Origin of the sequence: Marinomonas sp. IMCC 4694 (genome assembly GCF_008122525.1) — a bacterium.
GTDB lineage: Bacteria > Pseudomonadota > Gammaproteobacteria > Pseudomonadales > Marinomonadaceae > Marinomonas.
In genome coordinates, this window is sequence record NZ_VSRV01000001.1 from 3,449,432 (window position 1) to 3,466,829 (window position 17,398).

Sequence of the window (17,398 nt, forward strand, 5' to 3'; positions counted from 1 at the left end):
TAAATTAGTCTCGTTTAAAACGGTATTTTTCTTGCATGAGATCGAATATTGATCAAGAATCACCATATTAAATGGATTTGCAAACAAGGAAAACGCCATGAACACTGAACTACAGGTCTCTCTCAATTCGGGTGTCGTCCTACAAGGCTGCGCCTACCGTATTCTGAACGATCGTATTGTTATTTCGATAGAAAAAATCGCGAATAATCGAGTCAATCACAGCCTTAGCGGTACGTTACGTGTGCAAATGTGCGCGCTTCCCTTGACCCGAGATCTGCACGCAGAGCCGCTTATACTGGCTTCTACGACGATTGGCGAAATAAACGACCAGCATTGCCTAGTCGACTGTGTTTATGACCTCATTTTCCAACAACCACTTACCGGTTCATGGCAATTATGTTTACAACTGAGCGAATGGAATGGTAACGACTATGTTGCCTGCGATATCGCTTATTTTAGCTTGCCCTATCATGTTGAACTAACTGATGCTGAACTGACTCATATTGAGCCAACTGATGTTGAACTGACTAGTGCTGAACCGACGGATGTTAAGACCAAAGCCGCTGAACCTAACGAGCAACAACCTGACTCAATACCAGCTACGACAAAAGCGATAGAAACGAAAGAAGAAGTGCAATCCGTGGCCACAGTGGACCGTCCTGAACTCGTAAAAAAAAACGCCACTGGCTGCTCAACTGGCTATATCGCCATTAATCAGTCAAAAGTGGACCAGCTTTTGAAAGTGAAAGGGGTGTCAAAAAAAGTGCTTGAAAAACTGATAGCTGAACGCCCTTTTCCCTCCGATAAAGCCGTCCTTAATGTAAAGGGAATGGGGCCGGTTATGTTGGCTAAAGTGATCCATTGCCTATCACTCTAACTCTGTTTTGTATTAAGGAATACTCACCACTGTGGTGTTTTTTACTTCCTCCATCGCCACGTAAGTCCGCGATTCTCTAACGTGAGGCAAGGTCAGCAAGGTTTCACCTAGTAACAGCCGATACGAATCCATATTGGACACTCGCGCTTTTAGAAGATACTCAAAATCGCCTGCAATTAAATGACACTCCAGAATCTCAGGAATTTCCGTCACGGCATTTTTAAATTCATTAAAACCTTCTGGCGACGTCGTCTTGAGACGAATTTCCACAAAAACAAGCAAACCAGCGTCTACTTTTTTAGGATTAACCAAAGCACAATAACCCGTAATATAACCATTACGCTCTAAACGACGAACTCGCTCCAAACAGGGCGTCGCGCTCAATCCGACACGACTCGCCAGTTCCACATTCGACAACCGACCATTAATCTGCAGTTCTCGAAGAATTTTCTTATCTAACCGATCAAGTGGTTTTGCTGAGTTATCCATCGGGCGTGGATCTCCTTACATGACATCAATTAAGAGCTCAGTCTACCATGCAGATTACAGGTTATGGAAAGTGCTTTAATCAATATATTGCGTGTGGGTATTAAAATAAAGTACCTCTGTATGCAGAACAGCACCAAAATAATGCAAAAAAAAATTTAGCACTAAATTGAATCAATACATCACAGAATTGTCTTTATAAAATACAGCGTGTTTCTTTTCACTTTGCCCTGAAGTCCTTGAGACCTTTGCACGAATAATCCCCTTCGATCCTATGAGATAATAACCAAAAGCAAAGAAGAGCAATCAAAAAATGGCGTGGAAAGAGTTAAAACAACAGAGCTTTGCCGATGCGCTGCAAGCATCGAATCGGTTTATTGAAGAATTTGACGAGATTCATGACTTGTTGAATTGGTCCTGCATTGAGCGATTATTCTGTGACATTCACAACCGTACAAAAGGTGAACGCGCTTGGCCTCCGTTGATGATGTTTAAAGCTTTGTTATTGCAATCATGGCACAACCTAAGTGACCCAGCGCTGGAAAAAGCACTGGCTCGCGACTTATTATTTCGCCGGTTTGTCGGTGTCGGCCTAGATCAAGGCGTTCCCGACCACAGTACAATTTGGCGTTTCCGTAATCTGCTAGAGAAAAACGGATTACTAGACGCAGCGATGACCGAGATCAATGCCCAGTTAGCCGAACAAAGTCTGATCATCAAACAAGGTGAGATAAGCATCATAGATGCCAGCGTGATAGAAGCGAAGAATGCTCGTCCTCGTAAGAATGCTGAGGGTAAAAACACGCAAGACCCAGAAGCAGGCTATAGCGTTAAGCAAAGCAGCGATGGAAAACGTAAAACCACCTATGGTTTTAAGGCCCATACAAATGTGGATGAGGATGGTTTTGTCAAAGAAGTCATGCTCACGGCAGGCAATGTTCACGATTCGATTCCATTTGAATCGATACTCACTGGTCATGAGCGGGAAGTGTATGCAGACAGTGCGTACAAAAGTGCCCAGCACAGCAGGTTATTGAAGCAAAAAAAGGTCAAAGAATGCATTATCCATCGAGCTTATCGTAATAGACCTCTTAACGAGGATCAAGAAAAGCAAAACCGTTATTTTTCCAGTATTCGTTCCCGTGTAGAGCATGTCTTTGGGATAATGAAATTGCACTATGGGTTAGGTAAAGCGCGTTATCTAGGACGGGCTCGCAATCAGGCTAGGGTGAGTTTAATTTGTATGGCTTACAACCTAAAACGGGCGTTTCGTATCCAACGAGAATGCTGAGATAGCAAGTAAAGTCCGTCCAAGTGGACTATGTGGGCATTTTTATGAGTTAAAGAGCACTGATTTTTAACGATGTTGACCGTTTTCTATAAAGACGTTGATTGAATTTTTTATAAAAGACCTTTGGCAAGCAATATGGCTAGATCGACTGCTCATGCAAAGGTCTCTCCTTGTATTTTCTAGGCTAAAGAATGGCAACGTTGAATAACTCGTTTTTTTTACGTGACCTTAGTGCGCAAAAAAAGTGTAAAAAATGAATCAAATGACATACCCTAGTTGACACTTTATTCTTGACTACTATCCAAAAGAGTAATTCTATAGGGGGATGGGATGATCTTTTAGAAGATTCGTCTGCATATAACCCACAACAAGAATAATTAAATGTTGGCACTAACTTTGCTGTTACATGACTACAAATAGCAAGTTTGGCGTAAAAAACCAGTAAGATAACAACATATATAAAAATGCCCGGGAGGCTCAATAATGAAATCGAACGTCGGTAAACTATTCACGACTGCTGCAATCGCTGCCACTATCAGCGCAGGTGCTGCAGCATCAACTCTTGAAGATGTCCAAGCAAAAGGTTTTATTCAATGTGGCGTAAGTCAAGGTGTTCCAGGCTTCTCTAACGCGGACTCAAATGGTAACTGGTCTGGTATCGATGTAGACGCTTGTCGTGCTGCTGCTGCCGCAATTTTTGGTGATGCGCAAAAAGTCAAATTCACGCCACTTTCAGCAAAAGAACGTTTCACGGCACTGCAATCAGGTGAAATCGATGTACTTTCTCGTAATACAACGTGGACTTACACACGCGACACATCTCTAGGCTTAGACTTCACCACAGTTAACTTTTACGATGGTCAAGGTTTTATGGCGCGTAAAAATCTGGGTGTGACATCTGCAATGGATCTTGATGGTGCTACAGTTTGTACTGAGCAAGGTACCACCACTGAATTGAACATGGCTGACTTTTTCCGTAAGCACAAATTGTCTTACGTACCAGTTGTTGTTCAAAAAGCAGACGAAGCACTAGCGGCTTATGCTTCTGGTCGTTGTGATGTCTTCACTACAGACAAATCTGGTCTTGCTGCTCACCGTTCTAAACTAGCGGATCCAAGTGCTCACATCATCCTGGATGAAACCATTTCTAAAGAGCCACTAGGTCCTGTTGTTCGCCACGGCGACAACCAGTGGAAAGACATCGTAACGTGGGCGATGTTTGTTCAAGTTAACGCAGAAGAAATGGGCATTTCTTCTAAAAACGTTGCTCAAATCAAGAAAGAAACCAATGATCCAGGCATCAAGCGCTTACTAGGCGCTGAAGGTGATATGGGTGCGCAACTTGGTCTTTCTGCTGATTGGGCTTACAACATCATTGCTCAAGTCGGTAACTACGGCGAAGTATTTGAACGTAACGTTGGACCATCTACGCCAGTAGGTCTTCCACGTGGTATTAACAAATTATGGACTGAAGGTGGTGTTATGTACGCGCCACCAGTACGTTAATACCTAAAGCACACTGCTTGGGTATCTATTCAGCGGCTCAAAAGAGCCGCTGAATTTTTTCCCCTCCCTTACACATCTGACGAGCATTTCAATTGCCTGAAACAAGATGAGCGATAAAACTACTTCAAGTAATAAAAGCTTTTTGAACGATGCCGGCAACCGTGCCTTAATTTTTCAAATTATCCTTCTGGCTGTGGTTGTTTTCGTGGGTTATTACTTATTTAGTAACTTGCAAGCTAACCTAGCCAATCAAGGTATTTCTACTGGTTTTGCTTTTTTAAACCAACCAGCTGGATTTCCCGTTTTAATTCACTTAATTGACTACACTGAAGCCGACACCTATGGACGGGCATTTGTTGTTGCTTTAATTAATACGATTGTTATTTCCCTTATGGGTATCGTATTAGCCACCATTATTGGTGTTGTGATGGGCTTAGCTCGTCTATCTAATAACTGGCTGGTAGCGCGCTTAGCGACTGTGTATGTTGAAACGCTGCGAAACATCCCTTTGTTGTTGCAAATGTTTTTCTGGTATTTCGCGGTGCTTGCAACCTTACCCATACCTAAAAACAGTTTCATATTTGGCGGTTTCTTCTTAAACAAACGTGGCATTTACTCACCAAACCCGATCGTTCAAGACGGATTTGGTATGGTTATCGCTGGTTTTGTATTATCGATTGTCGCGTCCATTGCCTTAATTGTGTGGGCGAAAAAGCGTCAAACGCGAACTGGCGTTTGGTTTCCCGCTTACTGGACCTCTTTAGGTGTTATTTTTGTCATTACCTTTTTGGCATTAGTGGTGTCAGGCTTTCCTATCGAGTTCGATTTACCGCAAAAGAGTCGCTTTAACGTGACAGGCGGGATGGTGCTTCCTCCCGAGTTCGTCGCAGTACTGGTCGCTTTGTCTACTTATACTGGTGCGTTTATTGCCGAGATCGTTCGTGCAGGCATCTTGTCGGTCAACTGGGGACAAACCGAAGCGGCTCGTTCGCTGGGTCTAAAAGACAGCCTCACACAACGTTTGATTGTTTTGCCTCAGGCTCTGCGCGTTATTATCCCTCCGCTTACCAGTCAATTTCTTAATTTGGCGAAGAACTCTTCTCTAGGTGCAGCCATTGCTTATCCTGAGTTAGTAGCGGTTGTGATGGGCACTACGCTCAATCAAACCGGTCAGGCCATCGAAAATATTGGTCTGTGTATGCTCGTTTATGGAACGCTTAGTTTGACTATTTCTGTCTTTATGAACTGGTATAACAAAAAAATGTCCTTAACAGAGCGCTAGGAGGAAGAACATGGCTATTGAATTCAAACCATCACCAAGCCTTCCACCACCAGTTAACTCTGTTGGTGCCGTGGCATGGGTACGTCAGAACTTGTTGTCGTCCCCTCTTAATATATTGTTAACTCTATTCAGCTTCTATGTGCTGTATTTGCTTCTTCCGCCGGTAATCGAGTGGGGCTTTATTAACGCTACTTTTAGCGGTGCATCTAAAGCTGACTGTACTGGTACAGGGGCATGCTGGGCCTTTATCGGCGTCTATTTTGACCAGTTTATGTACGGTCTTTACCCTTCAGAAGAAACATGGCGCATTAATTTAGCGCTGATTCTGTTGGTGATGTTGATTGGTACTTTTGCGGTCAAAACAGTCAATAAGTTGTACCTATCTATTGGGATTATCGTTGTTTACCCAGTCATAGCGTATTTCTTATTCGCTGGCGGTGTCTTTGGCTTAGAAGTGGTTGAAACGTCTCTTTGGGGCGGGTTATTCCTAACCACTTTATTGGGTGTTGTCGGCATTGTGGCCTCTTTCCCTTTGGGTGTTTTGTTGGCGCTGGGTCGTCAATCAAGCATGCCAATTGCGAAATCTGTGTGTATTGTTTTCATCGAAACCGTTCGTGCGGTGCCTCTGATTACTATCTTGTTTATGGCATCAGTGATGATTCCTTTGTTTTTGCCAGAAGGTATGAACTTTAACAAGTTGCTGCGCGTTCTTATTGGTATCACGTTATTTTCTGCCGCTTACATGGCTGAGGTAATTCGTGGAGGCTTACAAGCCATTCCTAAAGGGCAATACGAAGCGGCCGACGCCTCGGGTCTGACTTATTGGCAATCTATGATCTTGGTCATTTTGCCACAAGCATTAAAATTGGTTATTCCAGGTATCGTGAACACTTTCATTGGTTTGTTTAAAGACACCACGCTTGTGTACATTGTGGGCATGTTCGATCTACTTGGTCGAATCCAAGCCGCGACTCACGACTCAAGCTGGTTGGGCACCACCATTGAAGGCTACGCCTTTGCTGGTTTTGTGTTCTGGGCAGCCTGTTTTGGTATGTCTCGCTACAGTATGAGAATTGAGCGTAAGTTAGAAACTGGGCACAAGCGAAATTAGTTAGGAATTTGAGGTCTTTATTATGACAAATACAAACATGGCTCGTGCCCAACTTGCGCAGGGCGAAGAAGCAATCATTGAGTTTAATGATGTAAACAAATGGTACGGTGACTTTCACGTATTGAAAAACATCAATTTCAGCATCAAAAAAGGCGAACGCATCGTGGTGTGTGGCCCTTCTGGTTCTGGTAAATCAACCATGACACGTTGCATTAACCGTCTGGAAGAGCATCAAAAAGGAACCATTCTAGTGGATGGTGTGGAGATGAATAATAACTTGAAGAACATCGAAGCGATCCGAAAGGACGTGGGCATGGTGTTTCAACATTTTAATTTATTTCCGCATTTGACCATCTTAGAAAACCTAACACTGGCCCCTATTTGGGTTCGTAAAACCCCTAAAAAACAAGCGGAAGAAATGGCGATGCATTACTTGGAGCGCGTGAAAATCGCCAACCAAGCATTGAAGTACCCAGGTCAGCTTTCTGGTGGTCAGCAACAGCGTGTGGCGATTGCACGTGGCTTGTGTATGCAGCCCCGTATCATGTTGTTTGATGAGCCCACATCGGCGCTCGATCCTGAAATGATCAAAGAAGTATTGGACGTCATGGTGCAACTCGCGGAAGAAGGCATGACCATGGTGTGTGTAACACACGAAATGGGCTTTGCTAAAACCGTTGCTGACCGTGTTGTCTTTATGGATGCGGGTGAAATTGTGGAAGCCAACGAACCTCACGCGTTCTTCGATAATCCGCAACATGACCGTACGCAAATGTTCTTAAGCCAAATTCTGAATCACTAATCAGAACGAGCAGGTAAAATCAGCCATATTGACGAAGCCCCTTTTTTGGGGCTTTTTCATGCCAACACCCTACAACATAACCACAAGGAAGTGTATGAAACCTTCGGTAGGGCGTCAGCCCAGAATAACATTACGCGTGGTGCAGCTAGTAGACCATGTTGGTCGCTTGCAGGTGATCTTTCCGGGCAACAACATGCTGGATATGTCTGCTGTCTCACGCCTCACAAAACGTCGATTTGAACCAACAAGTCACGCCCAAAATTCAATGGATACGGTGATAAAACCCCATGGGGTGATGACCATCTTAGAAAATACACTGCTAAACGAAGGGGTTTTTTCCATTCGTAATAAAGCCGATGGTCAATATCATGAGATCACTTCTGAAGAACTAAAAACGATGTTTTCAGGCCCTTTGAATCGCTTTGAGCCTATCTCCGTCCCTACGCAACACATTCACCCCCCTGCCAAGAGTCACAAAGACGACGAAATGCAAATTCTTCACGCTTTAGGTCGATTTCAATCCATTCGCCTTAAAGAACGGCTTGAAGAAACCCTAGAAATTCCACCTTTGCCCCCGTCTTCTCATCGTATTATTCGGCTCTCCACCGAAGAAACCGCCGGTACCGATGAACTGTGTGATGCGATCGCGCTAGACCCCAGTTTAAGCGCCCAAGTCATCAGCTGGGCTTCATCTTCGTATTACGGTGCTCCTGGCTCTATTGACTCTATCGAAGACGCCATTATCCGTGTACTGGGCTTTGACATGGTCATGAATCTCGCGTTGGGATTATCCATCGGGACAGCCTTTAGAACGCCACAAGACGGACCACGCCACTACGAGGATTTTTGGTTTGGCTCGGTTTCCAACGCGGCACTCATGACCGCATTGGTAAACGCCATGCCAGCACCTAAACGCCCAAAAATCGGCCACGCGTACCTAGCGGGATTACTACAGAACTTTGGTTACTTAGCCCTCAGTACGATTTTTCCACCCCATTTTTCGATTTTGTCACGCTATCAAGAAGCCAACGCACATTTGTCATCAGAATTGATCGAAATGAAAATCATGCATTTTACCAAAGAGCAACTCGGCTCTTGGTTGCTCCGTCATTGGGGCCTTCCAGAGAGCATCTGGATGTCCATACGATACAGTAAAAACCCTGATTACTATGGCGAACACGCCACTCTTGCCACCTTACTGTATGTATCACATCAATTGCGCCACGATAACAACATTGAGCCTTCGGCGTTACGCGCGCTTGGTTTGAGTCTTGAAGAAACAAAAGCACAGTGCAATGCGGTCTTTCAACACTCGACCGAGTTGCATAGAATGGTCGCTCTTATCCAAAAGATGAACGCCTAACACGCCATGACGACACTAATGAACCCGTCTGCTGCTCAACAATTCGACTATCGCTGGTCGCCTGTGCATCGAATTAATAAAAACAACGTACCCCGTCATTTGTGGCCCTGGCTAGTCACACAAGACTCGTTAACCGCAACGTTACAAAGCCTTGGCATTCTGACGGTCGACGTGCTTGAAGACACTTGGGGGGCTCCTACATCGCGCGAAAGAAGAAGGCTGTCCTTACGTCCAAGAGAAGCGGCTCGCATTCGCACTGTTCTACTCAGAATAAACGGCTCAGCGGTTATTTACGCACGGTCAGTGATCCCTGCTCGATCATTGCGTGGTCATTGGCGACAAGTAAAACAGTTAAAAAATACCCCCCTAGGTGGTTACCTTTTTCAGTACAGGGCCTTACGCAGGAGCGCGATTGAAGTGACCCAATTACCCAAGCGCCTGTTTCCTAATCAGGCCTCGGCACTGTGGGCAAGACGCTCTGTGTTTCACCAATATGGCCCCGGCATACTAGTGAACGAAGCTTTTTTTGATGACATTCCCCTAAAACCGCCGTTTGGATTTTTATGAGCATGCTAAAAGACTACGCAGACTTAACACGATTTAACAAACCTATCGGCTCTTTTTTAGTGCTGTGGCCCACCTTATGGGCTTTGTGGCTCGCGGCCGATGGTTTGCCTGAATGGCACCTTATCGTCATTTTTGTGTTAGGAGTATTCAGCATGCGCTCCGCAGGCTGTGTCATCAATGATTATGCCGACCGAAAAGTTGACGGCTACGTTGACCGTACCAAAAATCGCCCCCTGCCTTCTGGCCGAGTGTCTGAAAAAGAGGCGTTAATGCTGTTTGCTGGGCTGTGCTTACTAAGCTTTATACTGGTGCTTTTTACCGATGTAAGAACCATCATGCTGTCCTTTGCTGGCCTAGGGTTAGCGGTGCTTTACCCCTTTATGAAACGTTATACGCACCTGCCTCAACTCTTTCTTGGGTTGGCGTTTTCGTGGTCGATTCCCATGGCATACAGCGCACAAGGGGGCGACCTAACGGATCCTGAACTGTGGATGCTGTTTATAGCCAACTGCTTTTGGACGATTGCCTATGATACCTACTATGCTATAACAGATCGCCCAGACGACTTAAAAATTGGCATCAAATCCACTGCCATTTTATTTGGCCAATACGACTTATTTGTGATTGTATGTTTGCAAGGTTTGACCTTATCGTTACTGACGTGGATCGGCGTGCTTGCCACATTAAATTGGCCCTATTTCGCCGCACTCGTTCTGTGTAGTGGGCTTTTTTATCAACAATTTAGCCAAGCCAAAACACGGGATCGACACGCTTGCTTTCGCTCTTTTTTAGATAATAATCGCATTGGGGGCTGTATTTTTCTTGGCCTAGCTTTCAGCTATTTTATCTAATTTATGGCAAAGTTATGACAATGTAACCGAATTGTCACATTTGACCGCTTTAATGAAACCGTTCCTGAGATGAGGGTGTATCCTGTGACCGGTAAAAAAGTATTAATAATTGACGACGAATCTTCCATTCGTGAAATGATCGCCATTGCACTTGAAATGGCGGGCTATGAATATTTGGAAGCCGAAAATATTCAGCAAGCTCATGAGATAATTGTCGACCATCGGCCCGACCTTATCCTAGTCGACTGGATGATGCCTGGTGGCAGCGGTATCGAGCTGACTCGTCGACTTAAAAAAGACACCACTACGGCAGAAATACCGGTGATTATTTTGACGGCTAAAAGCGAAGAAGATAACAAAATTCAAGGGCTAGAAGTTGGCGCGGATGATTACATCACCAAGCCCTTCTCACCTAGAGAATTGGTCGCCCGACTCAAAGCCGTATTGCGTCGTGCTACGCCTCAGGGCGTGGACGAGCCGCTTGAAGTGGAAGGCTTAACGCTTGATCCTATTAGCCAACGGGTTACCATAGATAACCGCCCGTTAGACATGGGGCCAACAGAATATCGTTTGCTAAAATTTCTCATGACTCACCAAGAACGCGCCTACTCAAGAGCCCAATTATTGGATCAAGTCTGGGGAGGCAATGTGTATGTTGAAGAGCGTACCGTCGATGTGCATATTCGTCGTCTACGCAAAGCCATTGGTAGCTCTCATGATTTCTTAATTCAAACGGTACGAGGGACTGGCTACCGCTTCTCTGCAAAAAGGTCTGTATGAAAACAATATGGCGAAACACCTTTCTCACATGGTTAGCAGGCCTTGCCTCCTGTGTTGTCATTGGCCTAATCATTGGTCAACTATTAGGTGTTTTACTGCTGTACGTTTTAGGATCGCTGTATTTACAGCTTTATCAGCTTTATCAATTTCATTATTGGTTGCGACATTCTGGACGTGGCGCTCCTCCTGAAGCCAGCGGCATTTGGGGCGATGTGTTTGATGCCGTACATCGATTACAAAAGAAGCAACGCAAATCGAAACGTCGAATGCGCCAAGCACTGACCAGAATAGAAAGCTCCACCGCTGCATTAAAAGAAGGCGTCATCATGGCGGATAACCAAGGTAATTTAGAGTGGTGGAACAATTCCGCGGCCGATTTTTTTGGTTTAGTTCGTCCAGTCGATCGCGGTCAAATGATCACGAACATTGTGCGCAGCCCAGAGTTTTTTAGATATTTTAGTCAAAAGCGTTTTGGTGAGCCCTTAGTCATTAAATCCCCATCAATGGAAGGCATCTACCTAGAAATCCAAACCACATTGTACGATAAAAACGATCACCTTATTTTTATCAGAGATGTAACCCGCTTGCACCTGATGGAGCAAATGCGAAAAGACTTTGTCGCTAACGCTTCTCATGAATTAAAAACCCCCCTTACCGTGATTAAAGGCTACCTAGAAACCTTAGGCATGTTCAAAGATAAGTTACCTGCCAGTATGCAAAAGGGCATCGTCAACATGTCTGAACAGTCGGAACGCATGGAACAACTGATCGAAGACCTTCTCTTACTCTCTCGCTTAGAAAGCAATGACAAACGCGAAGAAAACCAGTGGCATAGCGTAAGCGACATCGTCAAAACCATCACCAATGCCACTGCGCCTATTCTGTCGGAACAACACATCATCGACGTACACATTCCAGATAATGCTCACCTTTACGGTGCTTATAAAGAATTATACAGCGCGTTTTCTAACCTCGTGGTGAATGCTATAAAATACTCCCCTGAAGGCGGCAATATTACCGTCACATGGGAATCCAACGAGCTAAACGGAATTTTCTCGGTACAAGACACGGGCATCGGCATTGAGCCAAACTACATCCCGCGGCTAACAGAGCGTTTTTTTAGAGTAGACAAAGGACGAGGATCAAAAACGGGGGGCACAGGATTAGGGCTGGCAATTGTTAAGCACATTTTACTGCACCACGACGCCAAATTGCAGGTAAAAAGCCAACCGGGCATCGGCAGTAAGTTTGCTTGCTACTTCCCTGCTAGCAGAGTACGGAACGACAACCGCCCTGTACCGCCAACGTCTTAAAACGCTCTCCCCTTGCGCGCACAACGCAACGGGTAAAACAAAGAAAAACTCACAAGCTGTCGAATAATGTGCTAATAAAAACTTCTTTTTCACTGTCTTGATCGATCAGTCCCAGCACCACCGTCAAAAACGTAGAGTCGTGTTTTTTCTCTGTGGTTGAAACAGACTGTATGTAGTAATTCAGGCGATTAACCTGGCCGGAAAATTCCAAATCCAACACCGCTTGGCCCAATACTTGAGGCACCACGTCGTCGCTTTTTATCAACATGGTCGCCTCTGTCTTACTGAATTGAATCACCATGCAACGAAATTGTTTGTTTTCAAATCGCACCAGTGTCGGTATTTTCACCTCTTTGACAGATACAACGGGCGCGTCAGGGTGAGTAAATTTCGTCGCCTTTACGGGCGCCGATCTCCCCCCTCCCATCAGAATATCTAACGACGCCGCCCCCACACCACCGGGACTAATGGATTCACGGGGCTTTTGCGACGCTAACCGATGCTCAAGGCCGTGTTTCTTCGCGGCGGACATCACCTTGCTCACCAGCTGCTCGCTGGAAAAAGGCTTACCAAGATAATCCGTTACACCAGACTGCACCGCTTCGACAACGTGGCTTTTATCGCCACGACTGGTGATCATCACAAAGGGGACGTCTGCTTTTTTATAATTAGGCTGATCTCGGCACCATTTCAGCAACTCGACCCCCGTCACTTCAGGCATTTCCCAGTCACACAACACCATATCAAACTGCATTTTTGACATGAGTTGTTGCGCCTTTCGACCATTTATTGCGTCTTCAATCTCCACCGCGGGAAACTGCTTACGCAGTGTACGGCGGATCAAATCGCGCGTAAAAGAAGCATCATCAACGATTAAGATTTTCATGGCCATTACCATACTCCACGGGGGCGATCTAACAACGCGGAAAAGTCACCGTGTTGTGTTCTAAACACCGAAATCCATAACAAGGTGGCGGCCACAACTGCAATCGGCATCATAAATACATTAAAAATAGGAATCGCTAAACCGACCATTACAATGGCACCAAACGTCCAGCACAACAAAGGCTTGCTGCGCAACGCCATCCGCATCTCGTGAAAAGTCACCTTGTTGTTATCGAAGGCATAATCCATGTACTGTAAAGACAACATCCACATGGAAAATAACAGCAGTAACACCGGCGCAATGACGTTCACTAAAGGGATAAACGACAACAAAAGCAACAAAATAAAACGAGGCAAAAAGTAGAGTATTTTTTGGAATTCACGCTGCAAACTGCGCCCCGCAATCGCCATAATAACGCCCGCGGTTAAGGTTTCATCGAACACTTTACCGGTTTGTTTTGCTTCTACTTTTTCCGCCAAAAAAGCCATAAACGGCGCCGCTAAAATATTCACCCCAACAGAAAAACTGTAAAACAACAACACGCTAATAATGGCCGCAAAAATCAAATAAAACAGCCAATTAAGAAAAGACACCCACTCGGGCAAGTACCCCATTGCTGAATCCATCAGGGTTTGAAAATAACTGAACGCCACAAAATACAATAAGCCTATCAGCAAGCAATTCGCGAGTAAGGGCGCCAATATAAACAGCCTTAACTCTTTAGAAAGCACCAATGGAAAGGCTTTTAAAAAAGCCCCAGCCGCTTTAAATGGGTGTGTGATCACGGTATCGTTTTACCTTTTTGTCTATTTTTGTAAAGAGCGGACAGAATATCATGAGGGCATTCTAGGCTCCACAACGCGGTTCTAATTACCTGTGTTTAAAGCAAACATTCACCACATTTCGCTTTATCGGGATAAAAAATTGTTTTTTTTCAAATCAATGCAGTCTTATGGCGTCGTTGTCTAGCAATCGTCTAAAAAGCCCGCTATTTTTATTCATTGTCCATTTTCTTTACTGGCTATTTTTGTAGCGGTTTTAAGGCTCAGCCCCATGCGTGTGTTCACTTTCTGTGTTTTGCTGTTTTTAGGCTTTTTCTCTGTGGTAACTCACGCCACAGAGACGCCACAAGGTCCTGTGATTCTCACCGTTTCAGACACCATTCATACCAAGCCTTCAAAACAAGGTGTTACGTTCGATATGGCCATGCTGAACCGGTTGCCGCAACGCTTTGTGACCACACGCACTCCATGGACAAAAGAAGTGCACACCTACCAAGGCTTCTCGGCGGTTGATCTTTTCGCTTATATAAAAAGCGAGGGGACACGGTTAAAAGTCACTGCGCTTAATCAATACATGACGGACATCCCACTCACTGACTTTGTTGAGCATGGGGCCATTTTTGCGACCCACATGGATGGCAACCTAATAAGCATCAGAAACCTTGGTCCGATTATGATGATCTATCCATTCGACGACAAAGAAACGCTGAAATCTGAAGAGTATTATGGGCGCTCTATCTGGCAAATTAGTCGCATTGAATCGATGGTCTTAATGGAGTAAAACCGTGCGATTATTTCAACGAACCCCTTGGCTCTCTCAAATTAAACAATGGGTCTTATACGGTTTTATTGCGCTTATTATCGCCCTTTCTATCACGGTGTTAAGCATTATTACGTTCACCAGCGACAGCTCAAATAACAACGGCCGTCGAGTGTTTGAAAGCACACTGTGGAACGCGCTGCAATTGCATGTGCAATCTTATCGCTTTCTCAATTACTTGATTCAACTAGACAAGACAGCGCCTTCACTGCAAGGAAATGCGTTTTTCGAATACGATCTTTTAATGAGCCGTGTTGACCTGCTCAGAAGAGGCGACGTCGGCGAACTGATTCGTAATTTTGAAAATGGCCGTACCACGAGGTTGCTCAATATCATCAATGGAGAATTGGAGTTACTCAGTTTTCAGCTCTCAAAAATTGAAAACGGTGAATACGATTACCTTCCTAGCCTAATAGAACGCCTTCACAACATCGACGAGCAGATCAATGAGTTTGTCACACTCGTTAATAATGGCAGCAATCAATACATCAGCTCACAACGCCAGTTATTACAAGAAAACTTAGACGCCATTCAAATGCTCGCTATGAGCCTTTTCCTTTGTCTCTTGTGCTTAGGCTTTTTTATCATAAAAGGCATCAGCGAATTGCAGCGTACGTATTTACACAATAAACGCCTTACTGCGAGCATCAAAAGTGTTCATGAAGACAAAGTCGACATTCTGGCTTTTATTCATCAAGAAATTCGCTCTCCTATTAGTGCGATTTTAGGCAGCGCCAATACCCTCAGTAAAAGGAGTATGCCCAACGATACCGACAAGCTTTCAGAGCATATCGAAGAGTCTGGGCTGCAATTGCTTCATACTATTGAAATGCTGTCAGACTTGGCGCTCATTGACGCTAAAAAACTGATACTTACCCCCACTGATGGCTCATTACACGTGCATATTGAAAGCTGCTTTGCCTTGCTAAACACCCAAATGACACGAAAAAATGTGCAGAGTATTCTGTATATAGACCCACTTTTACCCACGCCACTGAGTTTGGATTTTGTGCGTGTAAAAGAGATCGTTGTAGCCTTACTGCAAAATGCCGTTACCCATACGCCCTCTGGCAGCATCAGTTTACAAATCAGACGTCCAGCGTCGACAAGCGCGCACCTGTCTCGACTGGCGGATACACAGCAAGCTGGCATGTTGCAAATAGCCCTGAGAGACACGGGGCTTGGGATGTCAACCGAGTTGCAGCAGCATTTGAGAGTCAACCCTTCTATGCCAATGCAATCCGATGGGACGTTGCCCAGCCGAGTTGGTTTGCATCTCGCTCTGTGTCACAAACTGATTTACCTAATGAAGGGTGAAATGCACTTTTCCTGTGCGCCACAAAAAGGCTGTGAGTTTTGGGTCGACATTCCCTTTAGTGCCCCTCAATTGGCGCCGCGCTCAGACCCTCAGACCTTTCAATGCCCAGATAAAACAAGCGCCCTGCTGATCGAAACCGATGCTCAGCTGGCCAAAATCCTCAGTTTGCAACTCGCCACGTTTAACATCAACGTAGTACTTTCAAAAGAAGGCCGCTTGCAAGAATACAAACACTGTGACCTCGTCATTTTAGGCAATACCGCTCGCTTTGAACGCGATGACAGCGACGCACTCCAACAATGGCACAAAAGAGCGTGTCCCGTTTTGAGTTACAATATCGAAGCGATTAACCACCCGATGTCGTCTGTCATCGCGCTGACTTTTCCTCTGACACAAAGTCAACTAGAATCGATCCTAACGACTTTATTTACGGCTCAACATCCACCACTAGAGATCCAAAACGATGATTGATGACACACAATTAGAATCACTGTTCGACATGCTAGGAAAAGATATTATTAACGCCATACGGTTAGAATTTATCGAAGACAGTGCAGAAAAAATGACGCGGTTACAAAAGATGTGGGCAGACAAAAATTACCATGAATTAGAAGAAGTGAGCCATTCACTTAAATCGGCCAGCCTAAACATGGCGCTGCAAGGGTTTGCAAAGCGCTGCCAACAGATCGAATCGGCCGCGGCACAACACAATGACACGGTCATACAAGCCAACGTAGATGGCTTGTCTACACTGTATCAAGATTCTTTAAACGCACTAGAAGCCTATTTTCTCGCCGATTAAAGCGACCATGTCATGTCCGTCGCTGCAACAAACGTCGCCACAAACGACCGTAAACCCGCCAGATCCACATCGGTAAAACGCGTCACTATCGGGCTGTCGATGTCAAACACACCGATCAGCTTACTGTTGACCACCACAGGAATCACCAGCTCAGAGGCCGATGCCGCGTCACAGGCAATATGGCCTTCAAACCCATGAACGTCGTCGACACGTTGCACCTGCAAAGAGGTCGCCGCCTTGCCGCACACCCCACGATCAAAGGAAATCCGCGTGCACGCCACGTGACCCACGTAAGGCCCCAGCACCAGTTCTTCACCACGAGCAAAGTAAAAACCAGACCAATTCAAATCAGGAAGAGTTTGCATTACAAAAGCAGACAACTGTGCCGCATTGCAGATAAGATCACGTTCGCCGCTCAACAAGGCCGCTAATTGCGCATTTAATTGCAGATAAGAAGACTCGAGGGATTCACTAGGATCAATATCGATCGTAAACATGGTTCTGGGCACCGAATAAGCAAAAAAGCCATCATAGCAAAATCCGCTCAATCGCCTACTGGTG

The 17,398-nt window shown here is 45.2% G+C and carries 18 protein-coding genes; 14 read left to right on the forward strand and 4 right to left on the reverse strand.

Going from position 1 to position 17,398, the window contains the following annotated elements; genetic code table 11:
* Positions 1–97 precede the first annotated feature (97 nt).
* Positions 98–877 (forward strand): hypothetical protein, encoded by a 780-nt coding sequence (locus tag FXV75_RS15870; RefSeq protein WP_148834950.1) that lies wholly within the window; start codon positions 98–100, stop codon positions 875–877.
* Between the two features lie 12 nt (positions 878–889).
* On the opposite strand, the gene lrp is transcribed toward FXV75_RS15870, so the two are convergent.
* A complete protein-coding gene (lrp, locus tag FXV75_RS15875; RefSeq protein ID WP_148834952.1) occupies positions 890–1,366 on the reverse strand; it encodes a leucine-responsive transcriptional regulator Lrp in 477 nt (158 codons plus the stop codon).
* Between the two features lie 310 nt (positions 1,367–1,676).
* Between lrp and FXV75_RS15880 the strand changes: the two genes are divergently transcribed.
* From FXV75_RS15880 to phoR, 10 genes are all read left to right on the forward strand, one after another.
* Positions 1,677–2,654 (forward strand): IS5 family transposase, encoded by a 978-nt coding sequence (locus FXV75_RS15880; protein ID WP_148830718.1) that lies wholly within the window; start codon positions 1,677–1,679, stop codon positions 2,652–2,654.
* Positions 2,655–3,137: 483 nt separating this feature from the next.
* Positions 3,138–4,160 carry an amino acid ABC transporter substrate-binding protein gene (locus tag FXV75_RS15885; RefSeq protein ID WP_148834954.1) on the forward strand — a complete coding sequence of 341 codons (1,023 nt, stop codon included), beginning with the start codon at positions 3,138–3,140 and terminating at the stop codon, positions 4,158–4,160.
* Positions 4,161–4,266: 106 nt separating this feature from the next.
* Entirely contained in the window at positions 4,267–5,442 is a 1,176-nt protein-coding gene (locus FXV75_RS15890) for an amino acid ABC transporter permease (RefSeq protein WP_148834957.1), read from the forward strand.
* Between the two features lie 10 nt (positions 5,443–5,452).
* Positions 5,453–6,553, forward strand: coding sequence for an amino acid ABC transporter permease (locus FXV75_RS15895; RefSeq protein ID WP_148834959.1), 1,101 nt, complete (start codon positions 5,453–5,455; stop codon positions 6,551–6,553).
* A 22-nt stretch (positions 6,554–6,575) separates the two neighbouring features.
* A complete protein-coding gene (locus FXV75_RS15900) occupies positions 6,576–7,355 on the forward strand; it encodes an amino acid ABC transporter ATP-binding protein (RefSeq protein ID WP_148834961.1) in 780 nt (259 codons plus the stop codon).
* Between the two features lie 94 nt (positions 7,356–7,449).
* Positions 7,450–8,718, forward strand: a complete 1,269-nt coding sequence (locus FXV75_RS15905) for an HDOD domain-containing protein (RefSeq protein WP_148834962.1) — start codon at positions 7,450–7,452, stop codon at positions 8,716–8,718.
* A gap of 6 nt (positions 8,719–8,724) precedes the next feature.
* Positions 8,725–9,285 carry a chorismate--pyruvate lyase family protein gene (locus FXV75_RS15910; protein ID WP_148834964.1) on the forward strand — a complete coding sequence of 187 codons (561 nt, stop codon included), beginning with the start codon at positions 8,725–8,727 and terminating at the stop codon, positions 9,283–9,285.
* The gene (gene ubiA, locus FXV75_RS15915) at positions 9,282–10,136 is read left to right on the forward strand and encodes a 4-hydroxybenzoate octaprenyltransferase (protein WP_148834967.1); all 855 of its coding nucleotides are present in this window, start codon (positions 9,282–9,284) and stop codon (positions 10,134–10,136) included. Before FXV75_RS15910 ends, ubiA begins: the two co-directional genes overlap by 4 nt.
* Positions 10,137–10,220: 84 nt before the next feature.
* Complete coding sequence (gene phoB, locus FXV75_RS15920; protein WP_148834969.1) at positions 10,221–10,916, forward strand: phosphate regulon transcriptional regulator PhoB; 696 nt, start codon at positions 10,221–10,223, stop codon at positions 10,914–10,916.
* Entirely contained in the window at positions 10,913–12,229 is a 1,317-nt protein-coding gene (gene phoR / locus FXV75_RS15925) for a phosphate regulon sensor histidine kinase PhoR (protein WP_148834971.1), read from the forward strand. Before phoB ends, phoR begins: the two co-directional genes overlap by 4 nt.
* A gap of 49 nt (positions 12,230–12,278) precedes the next feature.
* Here the strand turns inward: phoR and FXV75_RS15930 are convergent, their stop codons facing one another.
* On the reverse strand, positions 12,279–13,121 hold the full coding sequence (locus FXV75_RS15930; RefSeq protein WP_148834973.1) for a response regulator: 843 nt from the start codon (positions 13,119–13,121) through the stop codon (positions 12,279–12,281).
* Entirely contained in the window at positions 13,121–13,900 is a 780-nt protein-coding gene (cysZ, locus tag FXV75_RS15935) for a sulfate transporter CysZ (protein ID WP_148834975.1), read from the reverse strand. Before cysZ ends, FXV75_RS15930 begins: the two co-directional genes overlap by 1 nt.
* Positions 13,901–14,168: 268 nt before the next feature.
* On the opposite strand from cysZ, the gene FXV75_RS15940 reads away from it, so the two are divergent.
* Genes FXV75_RS15940 through FXV75_RS15950 form a run of 3 tightly spaced genes read left to right on the forward strand, consistent with a single transcriptional unit; the run spans position 14,169 to position 16,837 of the window.
* The gene (locus FXV75_RS15940) at positions 14,169–14,678 is read left to right on the forward strand and encodes a hypothetical protein (RefSeq protein WP_148834977.1); all 510 of its coding nucleotides are present in this window, start codon (positions 14,169–14,171) and stop codon (positions 14,676–14,678) included.
* A 4-nt stretch (positions 14,679–14,682) separates the two neighbouring features.
* Positions 14,683–16,506, forward strand: coding sequence for a sensor histidine kinase (locus tag FXV75_RS15945; protein WP_148834979.1), 1,824 nt, complete (start codon positions 14,683–14,685; stop codon positions 16,504–16,506).
* Positions 16,499–16,837: an Hpt domain-containing protein gene (locus FXV75_RS15950; protein ID WP_148834981.1), complete on the forward strand. Its 339-nt coding sequence runs from the start codon at positions 16,499–16,501 to the stop codon at positions 16,835–16,837. The genes FXV75_RS15945 and FXV75_RS15950 overlap by 8 nt, the downstream gene beginning before the upstream one ends.
* Here the strand turns inward: FXV75_RS15950 and FXV75_RS15955 are convergent.
* Positions 16,834–17,334 (reverse strand): GAF domain-containing protein, encoded by a 501-nt coding sequence (locus FXV75_RS15955; RefSeq protein WP_148834983.1) that lies wholly within the window; start codon positions 17,332–17,334, stop codon positions 16,834–16,836. The genes FXV75_RS15950 and FXV75_RS15955 overlap by 4 nt on opposite strands.
* Positions 17,335–17,398 lie beyond the last annotated feature (64 nt).

Excerpts from the sequence above, each read along its gene's own strand:
- FXV75_RS15910 (WP_148834964.1), top strand. The coding sequence starts at position 8,725 with ATGACGACACTAATGAACCCGTCTGCTGCTCAACAATTCGACTATCGC.
- FXV75_RS15885 (WP_148834954.1), top strand. The coding sequence starts at position 3,138 with ATGAAATCGAACGTCGGTAAACTATTCACGACTGCTGCAATCGCTGCC.
- ubiA (WP_148834967.1), top strand. The coding sequence starts at position 9,282 with ATGAGCATGCTAAAAGACTACGCAGACTTAACACGATTTAACAAACCT.
- FXV75_RS15955 (WP_148834983.1), bottom strand. The coding sequence starts at position 17,334 with ATGTTTACGATCGATATTGATCCTAGTGAATCCCTCGAGTCTTCTTAT.
- phoR (WP_148834971.1), top strand. The coding sequence starts at position 10,913 with ATGAAAACAATATGGCGAAACACCTTTCTCACATGGTTAGCAGGCCTT.
- FXV75_RS15900 (WP_148834961.1), top strand. The coding sequence starts at position 6,576 with ATGACAAATACAAACATGGCTCGTGCCCAACTTGCGCAGGGCGAAGAA.
- FXV75_RS15905 (WP_148834962.1), top strand. The coding sequence starts at position 7,450 with ATGAAACCTTCGGTAGGGCGTCAGCCCAGAATAACATTACGCGTGGTG.
- lrp (WP_148834952.1), bottom strand. The coding sequence starts at position 1,366 with ATGGATAACTCAGCAAAACCACTTGATCGGTTAGATAAGAAAATTCTT.
- FXV75_RS15880 (WP_148830718.1), top strand. The coding sequence starts at position 1,677 with ATGGCGTGGAAAGAGTTAAAACAACAGAGCTTTGCCGATGCGCTGCAA.
- FXV75_RS15950 (WP_148834981.1), top strand. The coding sequence starts at position 16,499 with ATGATTGATGACACACAATTAGAATCACTGTTCGACATGCTAGGAAAA.
- FXV75_RS15890 (WP_148834957.1), top strand. The coding sequence starts at position 4,267 with ATGAGCGATAAAACTACTTCAAGTAATAAAAGCTTTTTGAACGATGCC.
- FXV75_RS15870 (WP_148834950.1), top strand. The coding sequence starts at position 98 with ATGAACACTGAACTACAGGTCTCTCTCAATTCGGGTGTCGTCCTACAA.
- FXV75_RS15895 (WP_148834959.1), top strand. The coding sequence starts at position 5,453 with ATGGCTATTGAATTCAAACCATCACCAAGCCTTCCACCACCAGTTAAC.
- FXV75_RS15930 (WP_148834973.1), bottom strand. The coding sequence starts at position 13,121 with ATGGCCATGAAAATCTTAATCGTTGATGATGCTTCTTTTACGCGCGAT.
- FXV75_RS15940 (WP_148834977.1), top strand. The coding sequence starts at position 14,169 with ATGCGTGTGTTCACTTTCTGTGTTTTGCTGTTTTTAGGCTTTTTCTCT.